This is a genomic window from Streptomyces sp. NPDC005898 (assembly GCF_040629635.1).
Lineage (GTDB): Bacteria > Actinomycetota > Actinomycetes > Streptomycetales > Streptomycetaceae > Streptomyces.
Genome location: NZ_JBEXWC010000019.1, coordinates 18,549 through 39,483, shown reverse-complemented (window position 1 = coordinate 39,483; position 20,935 = coordinate 18,549). Strand labels below are relative to the sequence as shown.

The window sequence follows — 20,935 nt, the reverse complement described above, 5'->3', positions numbered from 1 at the left end:
ATGTGGGTCGCGAGGTCGGCGTCGGTCCCCTCACCTGCCGTGAGGGACTCCCCCCGGGGGCGGGGGCAGTGTCGAGCGCCGAGCCGGATGGCGGCGCGCGGCGGCGCGCTCGGGGCGAGACCCGACGCGCCGCCGTCCGGGAGGAAAGGGGCCCGGGGCGGGAGGGGTGACGGATGCGCGACGCCACGTCCGCTCACAGCACCGCGACCGGCGCCACGGGCGTCCCCGTGCCGCCGACGAACGGCTCCGGCATCGCGGACAGCAGGAAGGTGTAGCGGGAAACTTCCGCACAGGCTGTGGACAACTTCTCCAGGTTCCAGTTCTGGCCCTGGAGCATGCCCATCTCCACCAGGTCGAGCGCGTGCACGGGCAGCCACAGGTCCGCGATCTCCGGCGGGAAGATCTCGAACGTCAGGGTGTCGTTGGCGACGGCGGCCACGTCCCGCGCGTGGAACCACTCGGGGGTGCGCAGCGACAGGCCGGGCGACGGATGCCCGTACGCGTGTCTGTCGCCCGTCAGATACACCTGGAGCTGTCCCGTGCGCACCAGGACGATGTCGCCGGCGCGGACGGCGACGCGCCCGAACTCCGCGGCCTCGTCCAGGTCTTCGGGCGTCACCGCGTGGCCGCCCGGCAGCCGGTCGACGCCCTTGGCGCGCGCCACGTCGAGCAGTACGCCGCGCGAGACGACGGGCGGCGCCTTGTCGATGCCGCTGAACCGCGCGCCGGTGTGGGCCGTGATGGTGTCCGCCCGGCGGCCGTTGTAGATCTTCCCGGAGTGCGAGGCGTGGGTGAGGGCGTCCCAGTGGGTGGCGGTCTGCAGGCCCATCGTCACGGCGTCGTCGCTGGTGGCGACCGTGCCGGGGCCGAAGAGCTCCTGGTTGATCTGCACCATGGCGTGCAGCGGGTTCACCCGGCCCGGGATCAGGCCCGTCTGGACGCCGTCCTCCCTCAGGGGCAGCGCGAGCGGGACGCGGCGCCCGGAGCGGACCTCGGCGGCGGCCGCCCGCACGACGCCGTCGGTGATGAGGTTGAGCGTGCCGATCTCGTCGGCGGAGCCCCAGCGCCCCCAGTTGTTCACGCGTTCGGCGATGTCGTGGAACTCGGGCGGCAGCGACATGGATCCTCCGCGGGGCTTGTCTTCCGGTGTCCGGGGGGCCATAAAATCTAACGGTCCGTCAGAAACCGCGGGAAGGGGCCGGCGTGGGGAACTTCTTGGCAGGCGAGGTGGTGGCCGTCACCGGTGCCGGGCGCGGCATCGGCAGGGCCGTCGCGCTCGCCGCGGCGGAGCACGGGGCGAAGGTCGTCGTCAACGACCACGGCGTCTCCGTGGCGGGCGCCGCGCCGGCCAGCGAGGTGGCCGACGCGGTCGTCGAGGAGATCCGGGCGGCGGGCGGCGAGGCCGTCGCCGTCGCGGACGACATCGCGACCATGGCGGGCGGCCAGCGGCTCGTGGACGTCGCCCTCGCCGCGTACGGACGCCTCGACTCGGCGGTGTGCGTGGCCGGGATCCTGCGCGAGCGGATGCTGTTCAACATGTCCGAGCAGGAGTGGGACGCGGTGCTCGCCACGCACCTGAAGGGCACGTTCACCGTCTTCCGCGCCGCGTCGGCGGTGCTGCGCAGGCAGGGCTCCGGCACCCTGATCGGCTTCACCAGCGGCAACCATCAGGGCTCGGTCTCCCAGGCCAACTACAGCGCGGCCAAGGGCGGGATCATCTCGCTGGTGCGCAGCGCGGCCCTCGGCCTGCACAAGTACGGGGTGACGGCGAACGCGGTGGCGCCCGTCGCGCGGACGCGGATGTCGGCGAACGTACCGATGGAGCTGACGGAGATCGGCGAACCGGAGGACGTGGCGGCCCTCGTCGTCTACCTGCTGAGCGACCGGGCCCGGCAGGAGCGGATCACCGGGCAGGTCTACACGATCGCCGGCCCCAAGATCGCCGTGTGGGCGCAGCCGCGCGAGCTGCGCGCCGCGTACGCCGAGGGGTCCTGGACGCCGGAGCGGATCGCCGACTTCCTGCCCGGGACGGTCGGCACCGACCCCATGCCGCTGCTGGCGCGGGTGCAGGACATGGCCAGGGCGGCGGCCGACGGGGCGCGCCCGAACGCGTAGGCGGAGAGGGGCGGGCGGTGGATTTCGGTTTCGGACCCGAGGACGAGGCCTTTCGCGCCGAGGCGCGCGGCTGGCTCGCCGGGCACCTCACCGGGGAGCACGTGCGCGTACGCGGGCGTGGCGGGCCCGGCAGCGAGCACGAGGGTGGCGCCGAACGCCGGGCCTGGGAGCGGGAACTGGGGCGCGGCGGCTGGATCGGGCTCGGCTGGGACGCCGACGGGTACGGCAACCGGCGGGCCACCCTCACCCAGCAGGTCGTCTGGGCCGAGGAGTACGCCCGCGCGCGGGCGCCCGCCCGCTGCGGGCACATCGGCGAGAACCTCCTCGCGCCGACCCTCCTGGCGTACGGCAGCGCGGAGCAGCGGGCCCAGTTCCTGCCGCCGATCGCGCGGGGCGAGGCGCTGTGGTGCCAGGGGTACAGCGAACCGGGCGCCGGGTCGGACCTGGCGGGGGTGCGGACGCGGGCGGTGCGCGACGGTACGGGGCTGCGCGTCACGGGGCAGAAGATCTGGACCTCGCTGGCGCGCGAGGCCGACTGGTGCTTCGTCCTCGCGCGGACGGAGGAGGGGTCCCGGGGGCACCGCGGGCTCTCGTTCGTCCTGGTCCCGATGGACCAGCCCGGCCGCGTCGACGTACGGCCCATCCGGCAGCTGACCGGCACCAGCGAGTTCAACGAGGTCTTCTTCGACGGCGCCCGCGCACGAAGCGAGCACGTGGTGGGCGGCCTCGGCGGCGGCTGGCGGGTCGCCATGGGCCTGCTCGGCTTCGAGCGCGGGGTGTCCACCCTGGCGCAACAGATCGGCTTCGCCGAGGAGTTGGCCGGCGTCGTCCGGGAGGCGGTCGCCTCCGGGGCGGTGCGGGACGCCGTGGTGCGCGAACGGCTGGAGCGGCTCTGGGCCGAGCTGCGGGTCATGCGGTGGCACGCGCTGCGCACGCTCGGCTCCGGGGCGCGGGCCCTGCCCGGCGCCCCCAGCGTGGCCAAGCTGCTGTGGGGGCGGTGGCATCAGCGGCTCGGTGAGCTGGCCGTCCAGGTGCGGGGGGCGGCGGGCGCCGTCGGCCCCGCGGACTGGCGGGCGGCGGCGCCGTACGAACTCGACGCCGCGCAGCGCCTGTTCCTCTTCAGCCGCGCCGACACCGTCTACGGCGGCTCGGACGAGGTGCAGCGCGACATCATCGCCGAGCGGGTGCTCGGTCTGCCGAGAGAGGCCCGGGGGCCTCGGTGAGGGGTGCGTGGTGAGGGGTGTCGTCTTCGACGGGAAACGGGCCGAGGTGGTGCGGGACCTGGCGGTCCGGGACCCGGGACCGGGCGAGGTGCTGGTCGCCGTGGCGGCGGCCGGGCTGTGCCACAGCGATCTGTCCGTGCTCGACGGGACCATCCCCTTCCCGCCGCCCGTGGTCCTCGGGCACGAGGGGGCGGGCGTCGTGGCGGCGGTGGGGCCCGGCGTCGGGCACGTGGCCCCCGGGGACCACGTGGCGCTGTCCACCATCGCCAGCTGCGGCGTCTGCGCCGAGTGCGGGCGGGGCCGGCCGACCATGTGCCGCAAGGCCATCGGGGCGCCGGAGCGGCCGTTCTCGCGGGCCGGTGAGCCGCTGTACCAGTTCGCGGCCACCTCCGCCTTCGCCGAACACACCCTGGTCAAGGCCGTACAGGCGGTGCGCATCCCCGACGACGTGCCGCTGACGTCGGCCGCGCTGATCGGGTGCGCCGTCGTGACGGGCGTGGGGGCGGTGCTGAACCGGGCCGAGGTCGGCCTCGGCGACACCGTGCTGGTCATCGGCGCGGGCGGCATCGGCCTCAACGTCCTGCAGGGCGCGCGGATCGCGGGCGCCGCGACGATCGTCGCCGTCGACGCGAACCCCGGCAAGGAGGCGGTGGCCCGCCGGTTCGGGGCCACGCACTTCCTCACGTCGACCGCCGAGGTGCGCGACGTCCTGCCCCAGGGCGTCGACCACGCCTTCGAGTGCGTGGGGCGGGTCTCGCTCGTACGGGAGGCGGTGGACCTGCTGGACCGGCACGGGCAGGCCGTCCTGCTCGGCATGCCGGGGCCGACGGCGGAGGCATCGTTCGTGGTGGCCTCGCTCTTCCTGGACAAGGCGGTACTCGGCTGCCGGTACGGCAGTGCGCACCCGCAGCGGGACTTCGCGCTGTACGCGCGGATGTACCGGGAGGGCCGGCTGCTCCTGGACGAACTGGTGACGGCGACCTACCCGGTGGAGGACTTCGCGAAGGCGGCGGCGGACGCGGGGGCAGGGCGGGTGGCACGGGCGGTACTGACGTTTTGAGGGGCGGTGGGGGGCGGACGGCCCCAGGGGAAACGGGGAAGCGGCGTGTCGGTGGGGGCGGTTAGGTTCGGGGGATGAGCTATCGCGAGGTCATGACAGGGGACGTGGTCCGTTGGGGAGCCGTGGCGGTGGCCGCCCGTATGCCTGTGGCGGCGGCTCCGCTGGCTCTCGTCTTCCTGGTGCGCGAGCGCCCGGGAGGCTACGCCCTGGGCGCGGTGCTCGCCGCGGTGTACGTCGTGGGGGAGATCGTCGGGGCGCCGCTCCTCGGGATGCGGATGCGCCCCGAACGCGCCCGGCCGCAGCTGGCCGTGGGGCTGGCGGTGGGGGCGCTCGCGTTCCTGGCCCTGGGCGCGCTGCCGCACGCGCACCCCGGCGTGCTGGGCACGTTCGCCTTCGTCGCCGGTGCCGCGCCCGCCGCCGCGCCCGGCGGGCTGCGCGCGTTGCTGACCGGCCTCATACCGGAGAAGGCCGTCGCGCAGGCCCTGTCCGTCGAGTCCATGCTGACCTTCGCCATCTGGGCGGTGGCGCCCGCCGCCGTGACCGGCCTCGCGCTCGGCGCCTCGCCGGTGCTGCCACCGCTGCTGGCGGGCGGCCTGATGGCCGCCTCCGTGGCCGGACTGTGGCTGCTGCCCGTGGGCTGGCACTCGGACGCGGACGACCGGGGCGGGGAGTCCATGGTGCGCATCCTGGCGCGGGCCTGGCCGATCTTCGTGACCGGCGCGGCGAGCCTGTCGATGCTGGCCCTGGCCGAGCTGGTGCTGCCCGCGCTCCTGGAACAGCGCGGGATCGGGGTGGGCTGGGCAGGACCGCTGCTGGCCTGTCTCGCGGTGGGTTCCGCGACCGGGTCGTTCGTCTATGGGCTGCGGTCCTGGCCGGGACGCCTGCGCACCCAGAGCATGGTGTTGATGTTCGCCGTATCGGGGTGCCTGGCGGTCGTCGCCGTGCTGCCGTCGGGTGTGGGCCCACTGGCGGCCGTCCTGGGCGTGGCGGGTGTCCTGCAGGCCGGCGCCATGCTGACCCGGAACCTCTCGCTGCGGGAGACGCTGCCGCCCAGCGCCCTCGCTGCGGGCTACTCGGTGATGTACGCGGCCGTGGGCGCCGGATACGCGGCGAGCGGGTCGCTCGCGGGCGGCCTGCTGAGCGTCGTCGCGCCGTCCACGGCGATCCTGGCGGGCGTCGGGCTCGGCGTCGTGCTGACCGTGATCGGGGTGCTGGGCGAGGTGCGGCCGGCGGGACGGGCCGGGGTGGTGTCAGGTGGGGGTGAGGGTGCGGAATGTGCGGCGGTAGGTGGTGGGGGTGACGCCGAGCGCCGTCTGTAGGTGCTGGCGCATCGACTGGGCCGTGCCGAAGCCCGCCGCGCGCGCCACCTGGTCGACGGAGAGGTCGGTGGACTCCAGCAGGTGACGCGCGCGGTCGACGCGTTGCCGGGTCAGCCAGTGGCCGGGGCTGACGCCGACCTCCTCGCGGAAGCGGCGGGTGAAGGTGCGCACCGACATGGACTCCCGCGCGGCCAGGTCGTGCAGGCGCAGCGGCTGGTCCAGGCGGTCCAGCGCCCAGGCCCTCGCCGCCGCGGTGGTCGCCAGCCGCGGCTCGGGGACGGGGCGCTGGATGTACTGGGCCTGGCCGCCGTCGCGGTGGGGCGGTACGACCGTGCGGCGGGCCACGTCGTTGGCGACCGCGGTGCCGTGGTCGCGGCGTACGAGATGGACGCAGAGGTCGATCCCCGCGGCCACGCCCGCCGACGTCAGCACGTCGCCGTCGTCGATGAACAGCACGTCCGCGTCCACCTCGACCTGCGGGAACAGCTGCTGGAAGTGGGCGGCGCTCGCCCAGTGCGTGGTCGCCGGGCGGCCGTCGAGGAGGCCGGCGGCGGCCAGGACGTAGCTGCCCGTGCAGATCGAGATCAGACGGGTGCCCGGCCTGATGTGCGCGAGGGCGGCGGCGAGTTCGCCGGTGAGGCGGCCCTCTTCGTAGACCGGCCCCAGTTCGTACGAGGCCGGGATCACGACCGTGTCCGCCGTGGCCAGCGCCCGTGGGCCGTGCTCGACCAGGATCGCGAAGTCCGCGTCCGACCGGACCGGGCCCGGCGCCCGCACGGAGCAGGTGACGACCTCGTACAGCGGGCGGCCCGCGGCGTCCCGCGCCCGGCCGAAGATCCGCTGCGGGATGCCCAGCTCGAAGGGGATCACCCCGTCGAGGGCGAGGACGACCACGCGGTGGCGGGGCGCGGTTTCGGGGGCGGGCCGGTGGGCCGGGCCAGAGGTGCCGTCGGAGGCGGGCATGGCCCGATCCTAGCGAACCGTGACCTTCGGGCCACTCGTTTCGGGCCGGCCCGTCCCCGAGCCTTGATGACGTGACCCAGACAACGGAGCCGCCCGCGGGGACCGCCGGGCCGAGTGGATCCCATGGCCCGAGTGACCTGAGTGGCCCGAGTGACTTCGGTGGCCAGAGTGGCCCGGGCGACCTGAGTGGGTTGAGTGGTCCCAGTGGCCTGAGCGGTCCGAGTGAGCCGAGTGGTCCGAGCGAGGCGCAGGGGGCGATTGGGGCGGGGCGTCGTGGGGGGCGTGTGCATCGGGCGTGGTTCGTCGCCGCCGTCGCGTTCGTGACGATCATCGGCGCCGCCGCGTTCCGCTCCCTGCCGAGTCTGCTCATCGACCCGCTGCACCAGGAGTTCGGCTGGTCGCGCGGGACCATCGGCCTCGCGGTCTCCGTCAACCTCGCGCTGTACGGCCTCACCGCGCCGTTCGCCGCCGCGCTGATGGACCGCTTCGGCATCCGCAGGGTCGTCGCGGTCGCCCTGATCGTCATCGCCCTCGGCTCCGGGCTGACCGTGTGGATGGAGTCCGCCTGGCAGCTCCTGCTGTGCTGGGGGCTGCTCGTCGGGCTCGGCTCGGGCTCGATGGCGCTCGCCTTCGCCGCCACCGTCACCAACCGCTGGTTCACCGAGCGGCGCGGCCTGGTCACCGGCATCCTCACGGCCGCCTCCGCCTCCGGCCAGCTGATCTTCCTGCCGCTGCTCTCCTGGATCGTCGACACCTACCGGTGGCGGCCGGCCGCCGTGACGGTCGCGCTCGCCGCGCTGGCGGTCGTCCCCTTCGTCTGGCTGCTGCTGCGCGACCACCCGGCGGACGTGGGCCTGAAGGCGTACGGCGCCACGGAGTTCGCCCCGAAGCCGCCGCCCGTCGCCGGGGCCGCCCGGCGCACCGTCGGCGTGCTCCTGAAGGCGGCCCGCACCGGACCGTTCTGGCTGCTCGCGGGGAGCTTCGCGATCTGCGGGGCCTCGACGAACGGCCTGATCCAGACCCACTTCGTGCCCGCGGCGCACGACCACGGCATGCCCATCACGGCCGCCGCCTCGCTGCTCGCCGTCATCGGCGTCTTCGACGTCGTCGGCACCATCGCCTCGGGCTGGCTCACCGACCGCTTCGACGCGCGGCGCCTGCTCGCCGTGTACTACGCGCTGCGCGGCGTCTCGCTGCTCTTCCTGCCGATCCTGCTCGCCCCGAACGTCCACCCGCCGATGCTCTTCTTCATCGTCTTCTACGGCCTGGACTGGGTCGCGACCGTCCCGCCGACCCTCGCCCTGTGCCGCGAGCACTACGGCGACGACAGCGCGATCGTCTTCGGCTGGGTCCTTGCCTCGCACCAGGTGGGCGCCGCCGTGGTGGCGTTCCTCGGCGGTGTCGTGCGGGACGCCTTCGGGTCGTACGACGTGATCTGGTACGCCTCCGGGGCGCTGTGCGCGGCGGCGGCGCTGATGGCCCTGGTGGTGCGGCGGCGCGACCCGGCGGACCTGCCGGCCCTCCCGGCCCTCAGGGCGTGAAGCGGCCGAACCCGCCCCGGTGGAAGAGCAGCGGTGCCGGGTCCGTGCCGGTGGTGCCGAGGGCGTCCACCCTGCCCACCACGATGAGGTGGTCGCCACCGGTGTGCACCGCTTGGACCGTGCAGTCGATCCAGGCGGGGGCGCCGGCCAGGCGCGGGGAGCCGGTCACGGGCGCCGCGTCGTAGGCCACCCCGGCGAACTTGTCGGCGCCGCTCACCGCGAAGCCCCGGCACAGCTCGCCCTGGTCGGCGCCGAGGATGTTCACGCAGAAGACGCCGGCGCGGGCGATGCGGGGCCAGGTGGTCGACGTACGCGCCACCATGAAGGAGACCAGCGGCGGGTCGAGGGAGAGCGAGGAGAACGACTGGCAGGCGAAGCCCGCCGGGCCTTCGCCCTCTTCGCCGGGGGGAGCGGTGATCACGGTGACGCCCGTCGCGAAGTTGCCGAGGACGCGGCGGAACTCGCCCGGGTCCAGCGGGGCCCGTTCGTCGTCGCCGACCGCCCGCAGCCGGGGGCGCGGCAGGTCCTCGTCCGAAGGCGTCCTCGGCGCGGGGCCCGAGGTGGGCGCCCCGACCGACCTGAGGTACCGGACGGCGGCGGCCGCCATTCCTGCGTGTCCCATCACGCCGTCCATTGAAGCTGACGGGGCGTCAGTTGGGAAGCCCGGCAGGGGTGGGAAGGGCGGGGCGGGGCCACTCCCGCCCCACGCGTATCTTCAGGCCCATGAAGTGGGGAAACGCCGGTGGGGGCGCCAAGAAAGCGGGCCCTGACGGGACCTGGAGCGACATCCGGCTGCGGGCCGCGTCGGCGGCGTGCGCGGCGCAGCTGCCGGTGGCCGGCGTGGTGGCGTTCACGCTGACGCTCGACGACGACGCCCGGGGGGCGGGCGGTCCCGCCTTCGGGCTGGCCTGCGCCCTTCTCCTCGGCCCCTTCATGCTGCCGGTCCTCGGCCTGCTGCACGCCGCCGTGCTCACCCTCCCCGCCGTCGGCCTCGGCCGCCTGGCCGCCGCGCGCCTTCGCCGGGGCCCCGAGTGGGCCTGGTCGCTCCTGTGCCTGCTGCCGGTCGCCGCCGTGTGGGGCCTCCTGTTCGCGGTGTTGGGCGCGACCTTCGTGGCGCCGGTGCTGTGGTGCGCGGCGAGCGGTGTGCTGCCCGTGCTGAACATCGCGTACTGCCTGCGGCGCGAGAAGCGTCTGGGCCGGCCGCTGCGGAAGGTGTGGATCCTGTCGGGGCTCGCCTCGCTCGGCCTGTGCGCGGCGGTCTTCGGCGCCGCGGTCCTGGCCACGCTGACGGGGGTCCTCAAGGAGTACGAACCGCCGCACCTCTCCGCCGCGCAGCTCGCCGGCACCTGGCGCGGCGAGGACGACGAGAGCGTGGTCCTGCGGCTGCGGGGCGACGGGCGGGCCGTGCTGGACGGCACCCCCTTCGAGCGGGAGCTGGGCGACGCGTACGACGGCAGCGGGCTGTCCCGCTGTCATGCCACCGGCACGTGGACGATGGGCGACGCGCTCTACGAGCGGCGCCCGGCGGTGGCGGTGGAGACCGATGCGTGCGGGGGCGACCAGCGGTGGACTCTCGGCGGAACGGAGGAGCGCCCCGAGCTGTTCGTGGCGCTCGGTGACCCGGACTCCCCGGACATCGAGGTGCTGGTGCGGCGCCGGGGGTGAGGGGCGGGGCCGTCAAGGTGGGGGCCGTCGAGGTGGGGGCCGGGGTGTGTGAGGGGGTGGGCCGTCGAGGTGGGGGGGCTGGGGATGCGAGGTGGTGGGCCGTCGCCGCGGGGGACCGAGGTGTGTGAGGCAGTGGGGCCTCTGAGGCAGGGGGCCGGGGTGTGTGAGGTGGTGGGGCGCCCGAGGCAGGGGGGCGAGGGGCGTGAGGCGGTGGGCCGTTGAGGCGGGGGGGGGGGGTGGGGGCGTCGCGGGCGGTGGCGGGGAGGGTGCGTACGGCGGTGGTGTGTAGCAGGACGAGGGGCTGAGGTGGTGGCCTTGAGGGGCCCGGGGGGCTGTCAGCGGCCTTGGTAGGTGGGGGCGCGGCGTTCCGTGAAGGCGGTGACGCCTTCGTGCGCGTCCGCCGTGGTCATGTTGATCTCCTGGGCGTCCGCCTCCGCCGCGAAGGCCGTCGCGCGGTCCGACTCCAGGGAGGCGTTGACCAGGCGCTTGGTCAGGGCGAGGGCCCGGGTCGGCCCGGCCGCCAGGCGCTCGGCCCACTCCCGCGCCGTCTTCTCCAGGTCGGCGGCCGGTACGACGCGGTTGACGAGGCCGAGGCGTTCGGCGTCGGCGGCGGACACGGCGTCCCCGAAGAACATCAGTTCCTTGGCCCGCTGCGGGCCGATCAGGCGGGGCAGCAGATAGGCGCCGCCGCCGTCGGGTACGAGGCCGCGGCGCGCGAAGACCTCGATGAACCGCGCCGGTTCGGCGGCGATCACCAGGTCGCAGGCGAGGGCGAGATGAGCGCCGAGGCCGGCCGCGGTGCCGTTCACGGCGGCGATCACCGGCTTCTCGCAGTCCAGCACCGCGGAGATCAGGCGCTGGGCGCCCCGCCTGATGGTCCGGGCGACGTCACCGGCCGTGCGTGCTGCGGGCGGCGGCGCCTGGCGTTCGCCGGGTGAGGACGTCTCGGCTGAGGGGGGTGCCGCGCGCAGGTCGGCGCCCGCGCAGAAGCCCTTGCCGACGGCGGTGATCACGACGGCCCGCACGGCGGGGTCGGCGGAGGCCTCGTCGAGCAGCGTGATGACGCGTTCGCGCTGGTCCCAGGTGAGGGCGTTCAGGACCTCGGGCCGGTTGAACGTGATCCACGAGACGCCGTTGTCAGTGGTGTGCCGTATCAAGGGACGCAGGGGTTCGGGAGCTTCGTCGCGTGCTGAGGGGGAGGCGGCTGTCATGGGGGAGTGGCTCCGTTTCGAGGGCCGGGCCGGCAGGGGCGCGGGTCGCCGTGTCCTGGAGCGCCGGGTGCCGGGTGGCCGTGCGCCGGGTGGCCGGGTGGCGGATGGCCGGGTCCGGAGTCGGGCCGGGGGGACAGGGGGGCAGGTCGCCGGGAGAGGGGCGGGGGCACGGTCAGGGGCGGCAGGTGGCGAACGCGTCGAGGGCGACGGCGCCCTGCCCCCGGGGCAGCACCATCAGCGGATTGATGTCCAGCTCCGCCAGTTCGCCGCCCAGTTCGAGGGCCATCCGCTGGACCCGCAGCACCACTTCCACGAGCGCGTCCACATCGGCGGGCGGCGCCCCGCGGACCCCGTCCAGCAGGGCGCGCCCGCGCAGCTCGCGCAGCATGGCCGTCGCCTGGTCCTCGCCGAAGGGCGGCACCCGTACCGCCGTGTCCCGCAGGACCTCGACGAGCACACCGCCGAGCCCCACCGTCACAGTCGGCCCGAAGAGCGGATCGTGGGTGACCCCGACGACCATCTCGACGCCCGGCTCGACCAGTTGGCAGACCAGGACGCCGTCCAGCGCCACCTCTTCGTAGCGGGCGATGTCCGTCAGCTCCCGATAGGCGTCCCGCACCTGGCTCGCGGAGGTCAGCCCGAGCTTCACCAGGCCCAGCTCGGTCTTGTGCGCGATCCGGGCGCCGGAGGCCTTCATGACGACCGGGTAGCCGACGAGCGCGGCGGCGCGGACGGCCGCCGCCGCGCTGGTCACCAACTGCTCGCGCGGTACGCGGATCCCGTACGCCCGCAGCAGTTGCTTCGCCGCGTGCTCGCTGAGCTGCTCGCCGGGCCGCATCAGGGCCAGCGCCTTGCGGAAGGACGGCGAGGGGGTGCGCGGCGCCTCGTCGAAGGGGGAGCGGTAGCCGGTGGTGAAGCGGTGGTGGTCCAGATGGGCGCGCACCGCCGTGATGCAGTTGGCGAAGGTGCGGAAGGTGGCGACGCGGGAGGAGCCGAGCAGCGTACGGCGGTAGGCGTCCTCGGTGCCGACCGGCGACCCCCACACCACGCACACCAGTTTGTCCGTCTGCTCGGCCGCCTCCACCAGGTCCCGCGCGAGCTGGTCGCTCATCGGCGGGAAGGGGCCGGTGATGGGGCAGACGAGCACGCCCACCTGCGGATCGGCGAGGATCGCGTCGATGATTTTGCGGCCCCGCCAGTCGCCCACGGGGTGGCCGCCGCTGTCGACGGGGTTGGTGACGTTCAGGTACGGCGGTATCCACTGGTGCAGCTCGGCCTGCTTGGCGGCGCGGAGCGTGGGCAGGCGCAGCCCCGCCTCGGTCGCCAGGTCCGCGAAGTGCGCGCCCGTGCCGCCCGAGATCGAATAGACGGCGACGCCGTCGGCGAGCGGCGCGCGGGCCCGGGCCAGCAGGGTGGCGGTGTCCTGGAGCTCGTCCAGCCCGTCCACGCGGATCACGCCGAACTGCCGCATGGCCGCGTCCACCACCGCGTCGGCCCCGGTCAGCTTGCCGGTGTGGGAGGCCGCCGTGCGGGCGCCGGTCTCGGTGCGGCCGACCTTGACGGCGACGACGGGCACGCCCCGCCGGGCGGCCCGGTCGGCGGCGAGCAGGAAGGCGCGGCCGTCCTTGAGCCCTTCGACGTAGCAGGCGATGGCGCCGACCTCGGGGCGCTCGGCGAAGTAGGAGATGAAGTCGGAGGTCTCCAGGTCGGCCTCGTTGCCGGTGGGCGCCCAGTGGGAGAGGCGTATGCCGAGCTCCTGCAGGCCGAAGAGGGGGCGGCCCTGGTGGCCGGACTGGGTGATCAGCGCGATGGCGGGGCCCTCGAGGTCGTCGCGGAACTGCTCGAAGGCGTTGAGGTTGGTGTTGGGGCCGAGCAGCCGCAGGCCCGAGCGGCGTACGGCGGCGGCGAGGCGGGCCTGGGCGGCCGCGCCCTGGTCACCGGTCTCGGCGAAACCGGCGGCGAAGGCCACGGCGAACCGCACCTTCTCCTCGGCGAGCTGCTCGATCACGGGCAGCGGGTCGGCGACGAGCAGGACGGCGAGGTCGACCGGTTCGGGAAGGTCGGTGACGGAAGGGGAACAGGGGATGCCGAAGACCGACCGGTGGGTGGGGTGCACGGGGTGCAGGCGTGCGCCGGTCCGCTCGGCCCAGGCGATGAGCCGGCGGGTGATGCCGGCGCCTGGCCGCCCCTCGGTGTCCGAGGCGCCGACGACGGCGACGGACTCGGGCCGGAAGAAGCGGTCCAGGTCGGGCACGTCGGCGTGCAGCGGCCGGCCGCTGACGTCCAGGTCGCCCGCCGTGGTGGCCCTGCCGTGGACGGCGGAGGGAGGGAGTTCGCCGCAGGCCACGACATGGGCGCGGCGGGGGTCGGTGGTGAAGGTGCCGTGAGTCGATCCAAGCATCGGTCCACCCGCTCCTGTGTGACAGCACTTACTGACGCACAGTCAGATTACTGAACTGACGCCCCGTCAGGAATGGTGGTGCAGGCAAAGGCTGATGCCCTTGGCGGTGGACCGTTGAACCGTTGAATCGTTGGACGGTTGGACCGGCGGGGCGGTGGGGCCGTGGGGCGGTGGCTCCGTGGGGCGGGGGTGGTTTCGTGTTCCGTTCCGCCGTCCACGGAAGCGTGGAATCCCCTCGCTGCCAAGGGGGGAATCGGCCGGGGTGGGGGGGCTTCGGGCGCGCCCCTTAAGGGGTCAACTTGCGGCTGCGGCGGGCTATCGCTCTCGCGATCTTCTCGGCGTCGCGGGACAGTTCGCGGAGCATCCCGCTGATGGGGTTGGTGAAGCCGGTGAAGTACAGGCCGGGGGCCCGCTTCGGGGTGCGGCGGCCGTGCGTGGTGGGGCGTCCGCGTGCGTCGAGGACGCCGAGGTCGCCGACCAGGCCCTCCAGGGCGCGGCGGTAGCCGGTCGCGGCGATGACGGCGTCCAGCTCGATCCTGCTGCCGTCCGCCAGGACGACCTTGCCGTCCTCGAAGGACTCCACGGCGGCGACGGGTTCGACCCGGCCCTTGCGCACGGCGTCGATCAGTCCGACGTCCTGCACGGGGATCGCGCCCTGCCTGGCCCGGGAGTAGAGCCCGGTGTCCGGTCGCGGCAGCCCATGCGCCGACAGGTCGGGGACGGAGATCCGGGCGAACGGCACGGCGAGCCGGTCGACCAGCGCGGCCGGCAGCCTGCGGCACAGGATGCCGGTGAGCTGGGCGGGCCAGCCGGCCGTGGAGCGGCGCACGATGTGCGGGGCGGTGCGCACCGCGAGGCGGACCCGGGCGGCGCCGCCCTCGACCAGGTCGACGGCTATCTCCGCGCCGGTGTTGCCGACGCCGACGACCAGGACGTCCTTGCCGGCGAAGGGCGCCGGGGCGCGGTAGTCGGCGGCGTGCAGCAGTTCGCCGCGGTAGGTGTCGCGGCCGGGCCAGTCGGGGAGGCGGGGCGTGTGGTTGTGCCCGGTGGCGACCACGACCGCGCTGCCGGTCAGCTCCCGGCCGCCGGTGGCGCGCAGCAGCCAGCCGGTGCCGTCGGCGGTGCGCTCCAGGCCGGTCACCTCGACTCCGGTGACGACGTCGAGGCGGTGGTGTGCGGCGTACTTCTCCAGGTAGCGGACCAGGTTGTCCCGTGACACCCAGCGGCCGAACGCCCGGGGCATGGCGAGGCCGGGCAGGGCGGAGAGGCGGCGGGTGGTGTGCAGGTGGAGGCGGTCGTAGTGACCGCGCCAGGAGGCGCCGACGTGCCCGGACTTCTCCAGGACGACCGCGCGGACGCCTCGCGCGCGCAGCGCCGCCGCGACGGCCAGGCCACCGGGCCCGCCACCGATGACGTACACGGGGTGGCGGGGCTGCGGGCGGGTCGTCGGCGGGGCTGTCGGGTCGGCCATGACTGGAGAGTAACCGCGCGCTTACTTGACGGGTGACGGACAAGTCCGGAATCGGTTGCGAATCGATCACGGGCTCTGGAGGGGGTGGGGGGAGGTGGTGGGCATTCCCGGGATGTTTTGCGGTGCTCAGAGTGCGCGGGGCGGCTGGAGCGCTGGCACATCCCCACCTGGAGCACCCGGCGCTGCGACGCACCGTAGGCACCGCGACGCACCGTAGGCACCGCGACGCACCGCAGGCACCGCGACGCACCCAACTGCCCCGAGGGGGTGCCTCGGTTCCGGGCCCCGTGCCGGGGTGTACGCCATGCTGCCGGTCACTTCGCGAGGCCGGCCGGTTCGGCGAGGCGCGTGAGTTTCCGAGGGTTCGCCACCGCGTGGATGCGCGTGACGCTGCTCCCCTCCACCACGAGGCTGTCGACCTGAAGACACCGCCCGGCCGGGACATGTGACAAGGGACTAAGCCGTGTGGGGCGGGCCGAGTGGCCGGGTGAGGGAGTCAACCTCGCCGCCGTCGGCACCCCTTCGATTCGCCGTGGCCTCACGGCTGGCCTGTAGCGGCGGACACCCCCATCCGGGCGCGCGGCGCCGACTGACTGGTCATCTACGTTCGGCTGCCAAGTGGCCCGCGTCGGTGCGGCCGCGCGACGCTGAAAGAGGTAGGCGCATGATGCGACGCATGGCGAGGGTGCTGGGGACTTGCGTGGCGGCCACGACGCTCGCACTCGCCGTTCCGGGCACCACCTACGCCGCCAACGGATCGCTCGTCATCAACGGCGTGGCCCACCAGGATCCGAGCGGTTGCTTCCCGCTTGGCGACTTCGTCCCGCCCGTGGTGGCCAATCACACGGACGCGATCGCGGAGGTGCACTCCGGGCCGGACTGCACGGGACAGGTCACCTGGCTCATCTATCCCGGTGAAACTCACCACCCGAACGGCAGCGGGAGCGTCTTCGTGCTCTGACGTCTTCATCGTGCTCTGACGTCCTGCCTCTGAATGCCGGTCGTCTTCAGTAACTGAACGGTCGCTCCGTTCAGTTGCTGAGTGGAGCGGCCAGGGCATCCGCGCCGATTGTCGGGGTCAGGAGGTCGACTGCCTCCGCCCAGGGGAAGCGCTCGGCGCCTCCACCGGACTTCGGAAGATGCGGCTGGTAGCTGCCGATCAGGACGCCCATTTCTGCCAGCTCGGACAGGCTTCGCCGGTATGCCCGGTGGGCGGCCAGGGCGCTGTTCACGTACGGCAGGACCGCGGTCGGTACTCCCATACCGGGGGCCTCGCACAGGAGGGCGAGTGCGAGGTTGTCCGCGAAGCCGGCCGCCCACTTGTTGACCGTGTTGAAGGTGGCCGGCGCGACGGCGATGGCGTCGGCGGGCGGGAACGGTCGCGCTTCGCCGGGTGAGCGCCACGCCGAGCGGATCGGGTGGCCGGTCTGGTCCTCGACAGCCGCCGCGTCGAGGAATCCGAGTCCCTGCGGGGTGGCAATCACGCCCACGTCCCACCCCCGCTCCTGCGCTGCGGTGATCAGCTTGCCGACATCTCCGGCGACCCCGGCCGCGCACACGACGACGTACAGGAAGGGCTTGCGCTGCGGCTCGGTCACGCGGGTACTCCCAGTCGGCGGCTGAAGTGATGGAGCTCTGGCAGCGTACGGCGACGGTCCCGTGCGGCCATGTCGGCGACCAGCTCGCGGACGGCGGGACGACGTACATCCTGGGCGGCGCAGGTCTCGGCGATCCGTGGAGCTTGGTAGCCGCCCCCGGACGGACCACCCGGTGACCGGGACCTTGCGGGTCGGGGTACGTGAGGGCTGCGTCCCTCTTGTGTTTCCGGCGTCAGCAGGTTGAACTGACGTACCGTCAGAAGCGTCGCCGCGCTTGGCAGAGGGAGGGGTGGCGGGGTGGACTCGATCTGGCTCAGCGGGGCCGAGTGGGTGGCCGTGTTGCGCGCGGGGCTCGGGCTGTGGTGGCTGGAGAGCTGGCGTCACAAGGACAAGAAGGGTTGGCTCGAACGGGGCACGGGGATCGCGTGGGCGGCCGACGTCGCCGCCGGGCATCGGTGGAGCGTGGTCCGCAGCGGCTTCGCCACCGTCGTCGCGCCCCGCCCCAAGGTGATCGCGTACGTCGTCGTCCATGCCGAACTCGCCCTCGGACTGGGGCTGGTCCTCGGGTTCCTCACCCCGGTCGCCCTGGTCGGCGGGCTGCTCCTCAACCTGCTCTACCTCGTCCTCATGATCCACGACTGGGCCGAGCAGGGGCAGAACGCGATGATGGCGCTCATCTCGCTGGTCGCCCTCTTCGCCATGTCCTGGCAGACATGGTCCCTCGACCACGCGCTCGGCCTCTTCCGGTGAGCGGGGGTGGCGCGGCCGGGGAGCAGGCGCGGTTCGATCTTCCGGAGCCGGATGCGTTCACCCGGCCCTACTGGGACGCGGCCGCCGAGGGACGGCTCTTGATCCGGCGCTGCGGGGCGTGCGGCGCGGCGCACCACTATCCGCGCGAGTTCTGCCCGCGGTGCTGGAGCGAGGACGTCGCCTGGGAGCGGGCGAGCGGCCGCGCCACGCTCTACACCTGGTCGGTGGTGCACCGGAACGACCTGCCACCGTTCGGCGCGCGTGTCCCCTACGTCGCCGCGGTCGTCGACCTCGCGGAGGGACCCCGGATGATGACGGAACTCGTCGGCCCCGGGGTGACCGAACGGCTGCGGATCGGCATGGCGCTGGAGGTGACGTTCCGGCTCCTCGGGCCGCAGGCGGACGAGGCCGGGGTGGACGGCGTCGGAGCGGACGGGGGCGGAGCGGACGGGGGCGGGAGGTTCGCGGTTCCGGTCTTCAGGGTGAGCGCCGGGGCGGGCGAGTAGGCCGAGTATCGGCCGTCGGCTACCGGCTGCCGGCCGCCAGGTGTCACGCGGCTCACGGTGAGGCCGCCCGGGCCCGGGCCCGGGAAAAGCTTTGTGCGGGCCGGGCCGTCCGGGCAATCATGGGGCATGTCCCACGACGCGCGTGCCCGTGCCCGTGCCCATGCCTATGCCCATGGCCACTGGCAGTTGACCGACGACCTCGGCGTCTTTCACGGGCGCGCCGAAGAGTTCCTGCGCTCCGCGCCAGCCCTGCACACCGCTCTCCTGAGCGTCACCGACACCCTGCGCGTCTCGGGACTCCAGGCGTACGGGGAAGGGGCGCCCCTCTTCGGTACGTACGCCGATGACGCGGGCCGCGTCCAGGGCGCCTTCCTGCGTACGCCGCCGCACCGGCTGATGGTCAGCCCCGTCACCGTCGAAGCCGCCGACGCCCTCGCCCGGCAGCTCGCCGAGGTCACCGGTGACCTGCCCGGTGTCGGTGCCGACCAGGACACCGCGCGGGCCTTCGCCCAGGCCTGGGCGAAGCACACGGGCGCCACCGCGACGCCCGGCTTCCGCCAGCGGCTCTACCGGCTCGGCACCCTCACCCCGCCCGAGCCCGCGCCGCCCGGCCGTGCCCGGGTCGCCGAGGAACGCGACCGGGAGCTGTTGGCGCGGTGGCACCGTGAGTTCGGCGAGGCCGTCGGCGAGCCGCCCGCCATGGACTCCGGCGCCTGGGTGAGCGCCCGTCTCGCCTATGGCGGCGTCACCCTCTGGGAGACCCCCGACGGCACGCCCGCCGCGATGGCCGGCGTCACCCGTCGCACCGCCGGGCAGGTCCGCGTCGCCCCCGTCTACACCCCGGCCACCCTGCGCGGCCGGGGATACGGCGGTGCCGCGACCGTCGCCGTCACCCGCGCCGCCCTCGACGCGGGCGCCGACGAGGTCCTGCTCTTCACGGACCTCGCCAACCCGACCAGCAACGGGCTCTATCAACGGATCGGTTACCGGCCCGTGCGGGACTTCGCCCAGTACGACTTCGGCCGCTGAGGCGGGGCAGGTGCGGCCCCGGTGAGGGCTGCAGCCAGGGTTACGGCTCTACGGCCAGAGCAGTTCCCGGGTCCAGCCTTCGTCGGGCCGCGCCCTGCGGTAGCGCAGGCGCACGTGCCGGCGCCGTGCGTCTCCCTGGAAGAACTCCGCCTCCAACGGGGCCAGCGCATACAGCGTCCACGTCGGCGCGTCCGCGTCCGGCTCGGCCCGCGCGCGCTCCCAGGCGGCGTCGGAGGCGTGCTCCAACTCCCCGTACGTACGCAGGACTTCGCTCTGCCGGCCCACCAGTGCGGCGGCCAGCGCGCCGGTCGAGCGGGCGTGCAGATCGGCGAGGCTCTCGGTGTGCGGGGCCGTCGTGACCTTGCCCCTGATCCGGATCTGGCGGCCCTGTGAGGCCCAGTAGAAGTGCAGGGCGGCCTCCGGGCGGGCGGCGAGCTGGCGGCCCTTCGCGCTGCCGGCGTGCGAGGCGAAGTGCCAGCCGTGGTCGTCGGCGCCGTGCAGCATCACGGTCCGTACGTCGGGGCCGCCGTCCTCGGCGACCGTCGCCAGGCCCATGGTGTGCGGCTCGGGCTGCCCGGCGGCCACCGCCTCCGCGAACCACGCGCGGAAGAGGGGCAGCGGCGTGGCGGGCGCCGTGCCCGGGTCGAACGCCGGCAACTCGACGTCCCAGACGCGCTGGCCCCGCAGCAACTCCTGGAACGCGGCCGCGGAGGGCGCGCCCCCCTGGCCGTCGGACGAATGGGGCGCGGCCCCCTGCGCGGAGTCCCGCGACGATCCTGCTCCGGAAGTGCTCATACGCCGATTGTGACGCGGAGCGGCGGGCGCGGGGCGCCGGGTGCCAAGGGCGACGGAACCCCCGCCCCCGCCCCCTCACCCCCGTCCCAGCACCACCGTCCCGGACGAGCAGAACCAGCCGCCCGTTCCCGAGGCCACCGCCACCTCCGGGAGGGTGCCGTCGGGGCGTCGGACCTGGCCGGCGCCCGCGTCGCCGCGGAGCTGTCGTACCGCCTCGACCAGGAGGAACAGGCCCCGCATGCCGGGATGCTGGGCGGACAGGCCGCCGCCGTCGGTGTTGGTCGGCAGGGCGCCGGTACGCAGCAGGCGGCCGTTCTCCACGAACGCGCCGCCCTCGCCCTTGGCGCAGAAGCCGAGGTCCTCCAGCGTCACCAGCGTCATGTACGTGAAGGCGTCGTAGATCTGGGCGACATCCACGTCCCGCGGCCGTACGCCCGCCCGTGCGAAGGCGAGCGCACCGCTGACCGCCGCCGGGGAGACCGTGAAGTCGGCCCACTCGGACATCGTCGTGTGGGACACGTGCTCGCCGGTGCCGAGGATCCACACCGGCTCGGACGCGCAGTCCGCCACGTACTCCTGTGCGGCCAGCAGCACCGCGCAGCCGCCGTCGGAACGCACGCAGCAGTGCAGCTTGGTGAACGGGTCCGCGATCATCGGGCCGGCCAGGACGTCGTCCACCGTGATCGGGTCGCGGAACATCGCGTCCGGGTTGGTCGCCGCGTTGGCCCGCGCCTGCACGGCCACCGAGGCGAGCTGCTCCAGGGTCGTCCCGTACTGGTGCAGGTGGCGGCGCGCGGCCATCGCGTACTTGGCGATCAGGGAGTGCCCGTACGGGACCTCGAACTGCGAGGGGCCGCGCGCGCCGAAGGAGAGGTTCGACGTGCGGCGCCCCGCCCTGATGTCCGCGCGGGCCGTCGACCCGTACACGAGGAGGACGGCGTTCGCCCGCCCCGCCGCTATCGCGTCCGCCGCGTGCGCCGCCATGACCTCCCAGGTGGCCCCGCCCACCGAGGTGGAGTCCACCCAGCGGGGCGCGAGCCCGAGGTACTCGGCGACCTCGACGGGCGCGAGGGTGCCGAGGCCCGCCGAGGCGACGCCGTCGATGACCTCGCGGCCCAGACCGCAGTCGGCCAGGGCGCGGCGGGCCGCCTGGGCGTGCAGGGCGTAGGGCGTGGCCTCCTCGACCCGGCCGCAGTCCGAGAGGGCGACCCCGACGACGGCGACCTTGCGCGAGGTGGAGCGGCGGAGGGTGGCGGACATGAACCTGACGGTACATCAGATGAGGCCC

Annotated in this window: 19 protein-coding genes and 1 pseudogene; 10 read left to right on the top strand and 10 right to left on the bottom strand. The window is 74.2% G+C overall.

All coding sequences use genetic code 11. From position 1 onward, the window contains the following. Positions 1-193: 193 nt before the first annotated feature. Positions 194-1,120: a cyclase family protein gene (locus ABZ385_RS23725; protein ID WP_358913028.1), complete on the bottom strand. Its 927-nt coding sequence runs from the start codon at positions 1,118-1,120 to the stop codon at positions 194-196. Positions 1,121-1,203: 83 nt separating this feature from the next. On the opposite strand from ABZ385_RS23725, the gene ABZ385_RS23720 reads away from it, so the two are divergent. The 4 genes from ABZ385_RS23720 (at position 1,204) to ABZ385_RS23705 (ending at position 5,717) form a co-directional block, all read left to right on the top strand. Continuing rightward, the gene (locus tag ABZ385_RS23720) at positions 1,204-2,115 is read left to right on the top strand and encodes an SDR family oxidoreductase (protein ID WP_358580406.1); all 912 of its coding nucleotides are present in this window, start codon (positions 1,204-1,206) and stop codon (positions 2,113-2,115) included. Between the two features lie 17 nt (positions 2,116-2,132). Beyond that, positions 2,133-3,338: an acyl-CoA dehydrogenase family protein gene (locus ABZ385_RS23715; RefSeq protein WP_358580404.1), complete on the top strand. Its 1,206-nt coding sequence runs from the start codon at positions 2,133-2,135 to the stop codon at positions 3,336-3,338. A gap of 10 nt (positions 3,339-3,348) precedes the next feature. Continuing rightward, entirely contained in the window at positions 3,349-4,398 is a 1,050-nt protein-coding gene (locus ABZ385_RS23710) for an alcohol dehydrogenase catalytic domain-containing protein (RefSeq protein ID WP_358580402.1), read from the top strand. A gap of 74 nt (positions 4,399-4,472) precedes the next feature. Beyond that, on the top strand, positions 4,473-5,717 hold the full coding sequence (locus tag ABZ385_RS23705; RefSeq protein ID WP_358913027.1) for an MFS transporter: 1,245 nt from the start codon (positions 4,473-4,475) through the stop codon (positions 5,715-5,717). On the opposite strand, the gene ABZ385_RS23700 is transcribed toward ABZ385_RS23705, so the two are convergent. Continuing rightward, positions 5,649-6,680 carry a helix-turn-helix domain-containing protein gene (locus ABZ385_RS23700; protein ID WP_358913025.1) on the bottom strand — a complete coding sequence of 344 codons (1,032 nt, stop codon included), beginning with the start codon at positions 6,678-6,680 and terminating at the stop codon, positions 5,649-5,651. The two genes, ABZ385_RS23705 and ABZ385_RS23700, sit on opposite strands and share 69 nt — an antisense overlap. A gap of 257 nt (positions 6,681-6,937) precedes the next feature. Between ABZ385_RS23700 and ABZ385_RS23695 the strand changes: the two genes are divergently transcribed. Beyond that, a complete protein-coding gene (locus tag ABZ385_RS23695) occupies positions 6,938-8,221 on the top strand; it encodes an MFS transporter (protein WP_358580436.1) in 1,284 nt (427 codons plus the stop codon). On the opposite strand, the gene ABZ385_RS23690 is transcribed toward ABZ385_RS23695, so the two are convergent. Then, positions 8,211-8,843, bottom strand: coding sequence for a flavin reductase family protein (locus tag ABZ385_RS23690; protein ID WP_358580434.1), 633 nt, complete (start codon positions 8,841-8,843; stop codon positions 8,211-8,213). The two genes, ABZ385_RS23695 and ABZ385_RS23690, sit on opposite strands and share 11 nt — an antisense overlap. A 101-nt stretch (positions 8,844-8,944) precedes the next feature. On the opposite strand from ABZ385_RS23690, the gene ABZ385_RS23685 reads away from it, so the two are divergent. Then, complete coding sequence (locus ABZ385_RS23685) at positions 8,945-9,886, top strand: hypothetical protein (protein WP_358913023.1); 942 nt, start codon at positions 8,945-8,947, stop codon at positions 9,884-9,886. A gap of 335 nt (positions 9,887-10,221) precedes the next feature. Here ABZ385_RS23685 and ABZ385_RS23680 read toward each other — a convergent pair whose 3' ends face one another. The 3 genes from ABZ385_RS23680 to ABZ385_RS23670 all read right to left on the bottom strand — a co-directional run bounded on the left by ABZ385_RS23680 (position 10,222) and on the right by ABZ385_RS23670 (position 14,969). Further along, positions 10,222-11,097, bottom strand: a complete 876-nt coding sequence (locus ABZ385_RS23680) for an enoyl-CoA hydratase-related protein (RefSeq protein WP_358580395.1) — start codon at positions 11,095-11,097, stop codon at positions 10,222-10,224. A gap of 172 nt (positions 11,098-11,269) precedes the next feature. Further along, positions 11,270-13,498 (bottom strand): acetate--CoA ligase family protein, encoded by a 2,229-nt coding sequence (locus ABZ385_RS23675; protein ID WP_358913021.1) that lies wholly within the window; start codon positions 13,496-13,498, stop codon positions 11,270-11,272. Between the two features lie 286 nt (positions 13,499-13,784). Then, a complete protein-coding gene (locus ABZ385_RS23670) occupies positions 13,785-14,969 on the bottom strand; it encodes an NAD(P)/FAD-dependent oxidoreductase (protein ID WP_358913019.1) in 1,185 nt (394 codons plus the stop codon). Positions 14,970-15,645: 676 nt separating this feature from the next. Between ABZ385_RS23670 and ABZ385_RS23665 the strand changes: the two genes are divergently transcribed. After that, entirely contained in the window at positions 15,646-15,930 is a 285-nt protein-coding gene (locus ABZ385_RS23665) for a hypothetical protein (protein ID WP_358913018.1), read from the top strand. Positions 15,931-16,000: 70 nt separating this feature from the next. Here ABZ385_RS23665 and ABZ385_RS23660 read toward each other — a convergent pair whose 3' ends face one another. After that, positions 16,001-16,567, bottom strand: a complete 567-nt coding sequence (locus ABZ385_RS23660; RefSeq protein WP_358913017.1) for a flavoprotein — start codon at positions 16,565-16,567, stop codon at positions 16,001-16,003. Beyond that, a pseudogene (locus tag ABZ385_RS23655) lies at positions 16,564-16,719 on the bottom strand (transcriptional regulator); the annotation flags it as partial. The pseudogene ABZ385_RS23655 and the gene ABZ385_RS23660, both read right to left, overlap by 4 nt. 145 nt (positions 16,720-16,864) lie before the next feature. Here ABZ385_RS23655 and ABZ385_RS23650 point away from each other — a divergent pair. From ABZ385_RS23650 to ABZ385_RS23640, 3 genes are all read left to right on the top strand, one after another. Continuing rightward, positions 16,865-17,317: a DoxX family protein gene (locus ABZ385_RS23650; protein ID WP_358580383.1), complete on the top strand. Its 453-nt coding sequence runs from the start codon at positions 16,865-16,867 to the stop codon at positions 17,315-17,317. Further along, positions 17,314-17,823, top strand: a complete 510-nt coding sequence (locus ABZ385_RS23645; protein ID WP_358913015.1) for a Zn-ribbon domain-containing OB-fold protein — start codon at positions 17,314-17,316, stop codon at positions 17,821-17,823. The genes ABZ385_RS23650 and ABZ385_RS23645 overlap by 4 nt, the downstream gene beginning before the upstream one ends. Before the next feature lie 126 nt (positions 17,824-17,949). Next, positions 17,950-18,852 carry a GNAT family N-acetyltransferase gene (locus ABZ385_RS23640; RefSeq protein WP_358913013.1) on the top strand — a complete coding sequence of 301 codons (903 nt, stop codon included), beginning with the start codon at positions 17,950-17,952 and terminating at the stop codon, positions 18,850-18,852. Positions 18,853-18,900: 48 nt separating this feature from the next. Here the strand turns inward: ABZ385_RS23640 and ABZ385_RS23635 are convergent, their stop codons facing one another. Together ABZ385_RS23635 and ABZ385_RS23630 are read right to left on the bottom strand one after the other, a co-directional pair. Then, positions 18,901-19,647 carry a pyridoxal 5'-phosphate synthase gene (locus ABZ385_RS23635; RefSeq protein WP_358580376.1) on the bottom strand — a complete coding sequence of 249 codons (747 nt, stop codon included), beginning with the start codon at positions 19,645-19,647 and terminating at the stop codon, positions 18,901-18,903. 75 nt (positions 19,648-19,722) lie between these two features. Next, a complete protein-coding gene (locus ABZ385_RS23630; protein WP_358700241.1) occupies positions 19,723-20,907 on the bottom strand; it encodes an acetyl-CoA acetyltransferase in 1,185 nt (394 codons plus the stop codon). Positions 20,908-20,935: the final 28 nt, after the last annotated feature.

Bases quoted from the DNA above. Each gene is read 5' to 3' on its own strand.
- ABZ385_RS23705 (WP_358913027.1), top strand. From the start codon at position 4,473: ATGAGCTATCGCGAGGTCATGACAGGGGACGTGGTCCGTTGGGGAGCC.
- ABZ385_RS23700 (WP_358913025.1), bottom strand. From the start codon at position 6,680: ATGCCCGCCTCCGACGGCACCTCTGGCCCGGCCCACCGGCCCGCCCCC.
- ABZ385_RS23630 (WP_358700241.1), bottom strand. From the start codon at position 20,907: ATGTCCGCCACCCTCCGCCGCTCCACCTCGCGCAAGGTCGCCGTCGTC.
- ABZ385_RS23690 (WP_358580434.1), bottom strand. From the start codon at position 8,843: ATGGGACACGCAGGAATGGCGGCCGCCGCCGTCCGGTACCTCAGGTCG.
- ABZ385_RS23675 (WP_358913021.1), bottom strand. From the start codon at position 13,498: ATGCTTGGATCGACTCACGGCACCTTCACCACCGACCCCCGCCGCGCC.
- ABZ385_RS23725 (WP_358913028.1), bottom strand. From the start codon at position 1,120: ATGTCGCTGCCGCCCGAGTTCCACGACATCGCCGAACGCGTGAACAAC.
- ABZ385_RS23635 (WP_358580376.1), bottom strand. From the start codon at position 19,647: ATGAGCACTTCCGGAGCAGGATCGTCGCGGGACTCCGCGCAGGGGGCC.
- ABZ385_RS23685 (WP_358913023.1), top strand. From the start codon at position 8,945: ATGAAGTGGGGAAACGCCGGTGGGGGCGCCAAGAAAGCGGGCCCTGAC.
- ABZ385_RS23665 (WP_358913018.1), top strand. From the start codon at position 15,646: ATGGCGAGGGTGCTGGGGACTTGCGTGGCGGCCACGACGCTCGCACTC.
- ABZ385_RS23680 (WP_358580395.1), bottom strand. From the start codon at position 11,097: ATGACAGCCGCCTCCCCCTCAGCACGCGACGAAGCTCCCGAACCCCTG.
- ABZ385_RS23640 (WP_358913013.1), top strand. From the start codon at position 17,950: ATGTCCCACGACGCGCGTGCCCGTGCCCGTGCCCATGCCTATGCCCAT.
- ABZ385_RS23670 (WP_358913019.1), bottom strand. From the start codon at position 14,969: ATGGCCGACCCGACAGCCCCGCCGACGACCCGCCCGCAGCCCCGCCAC.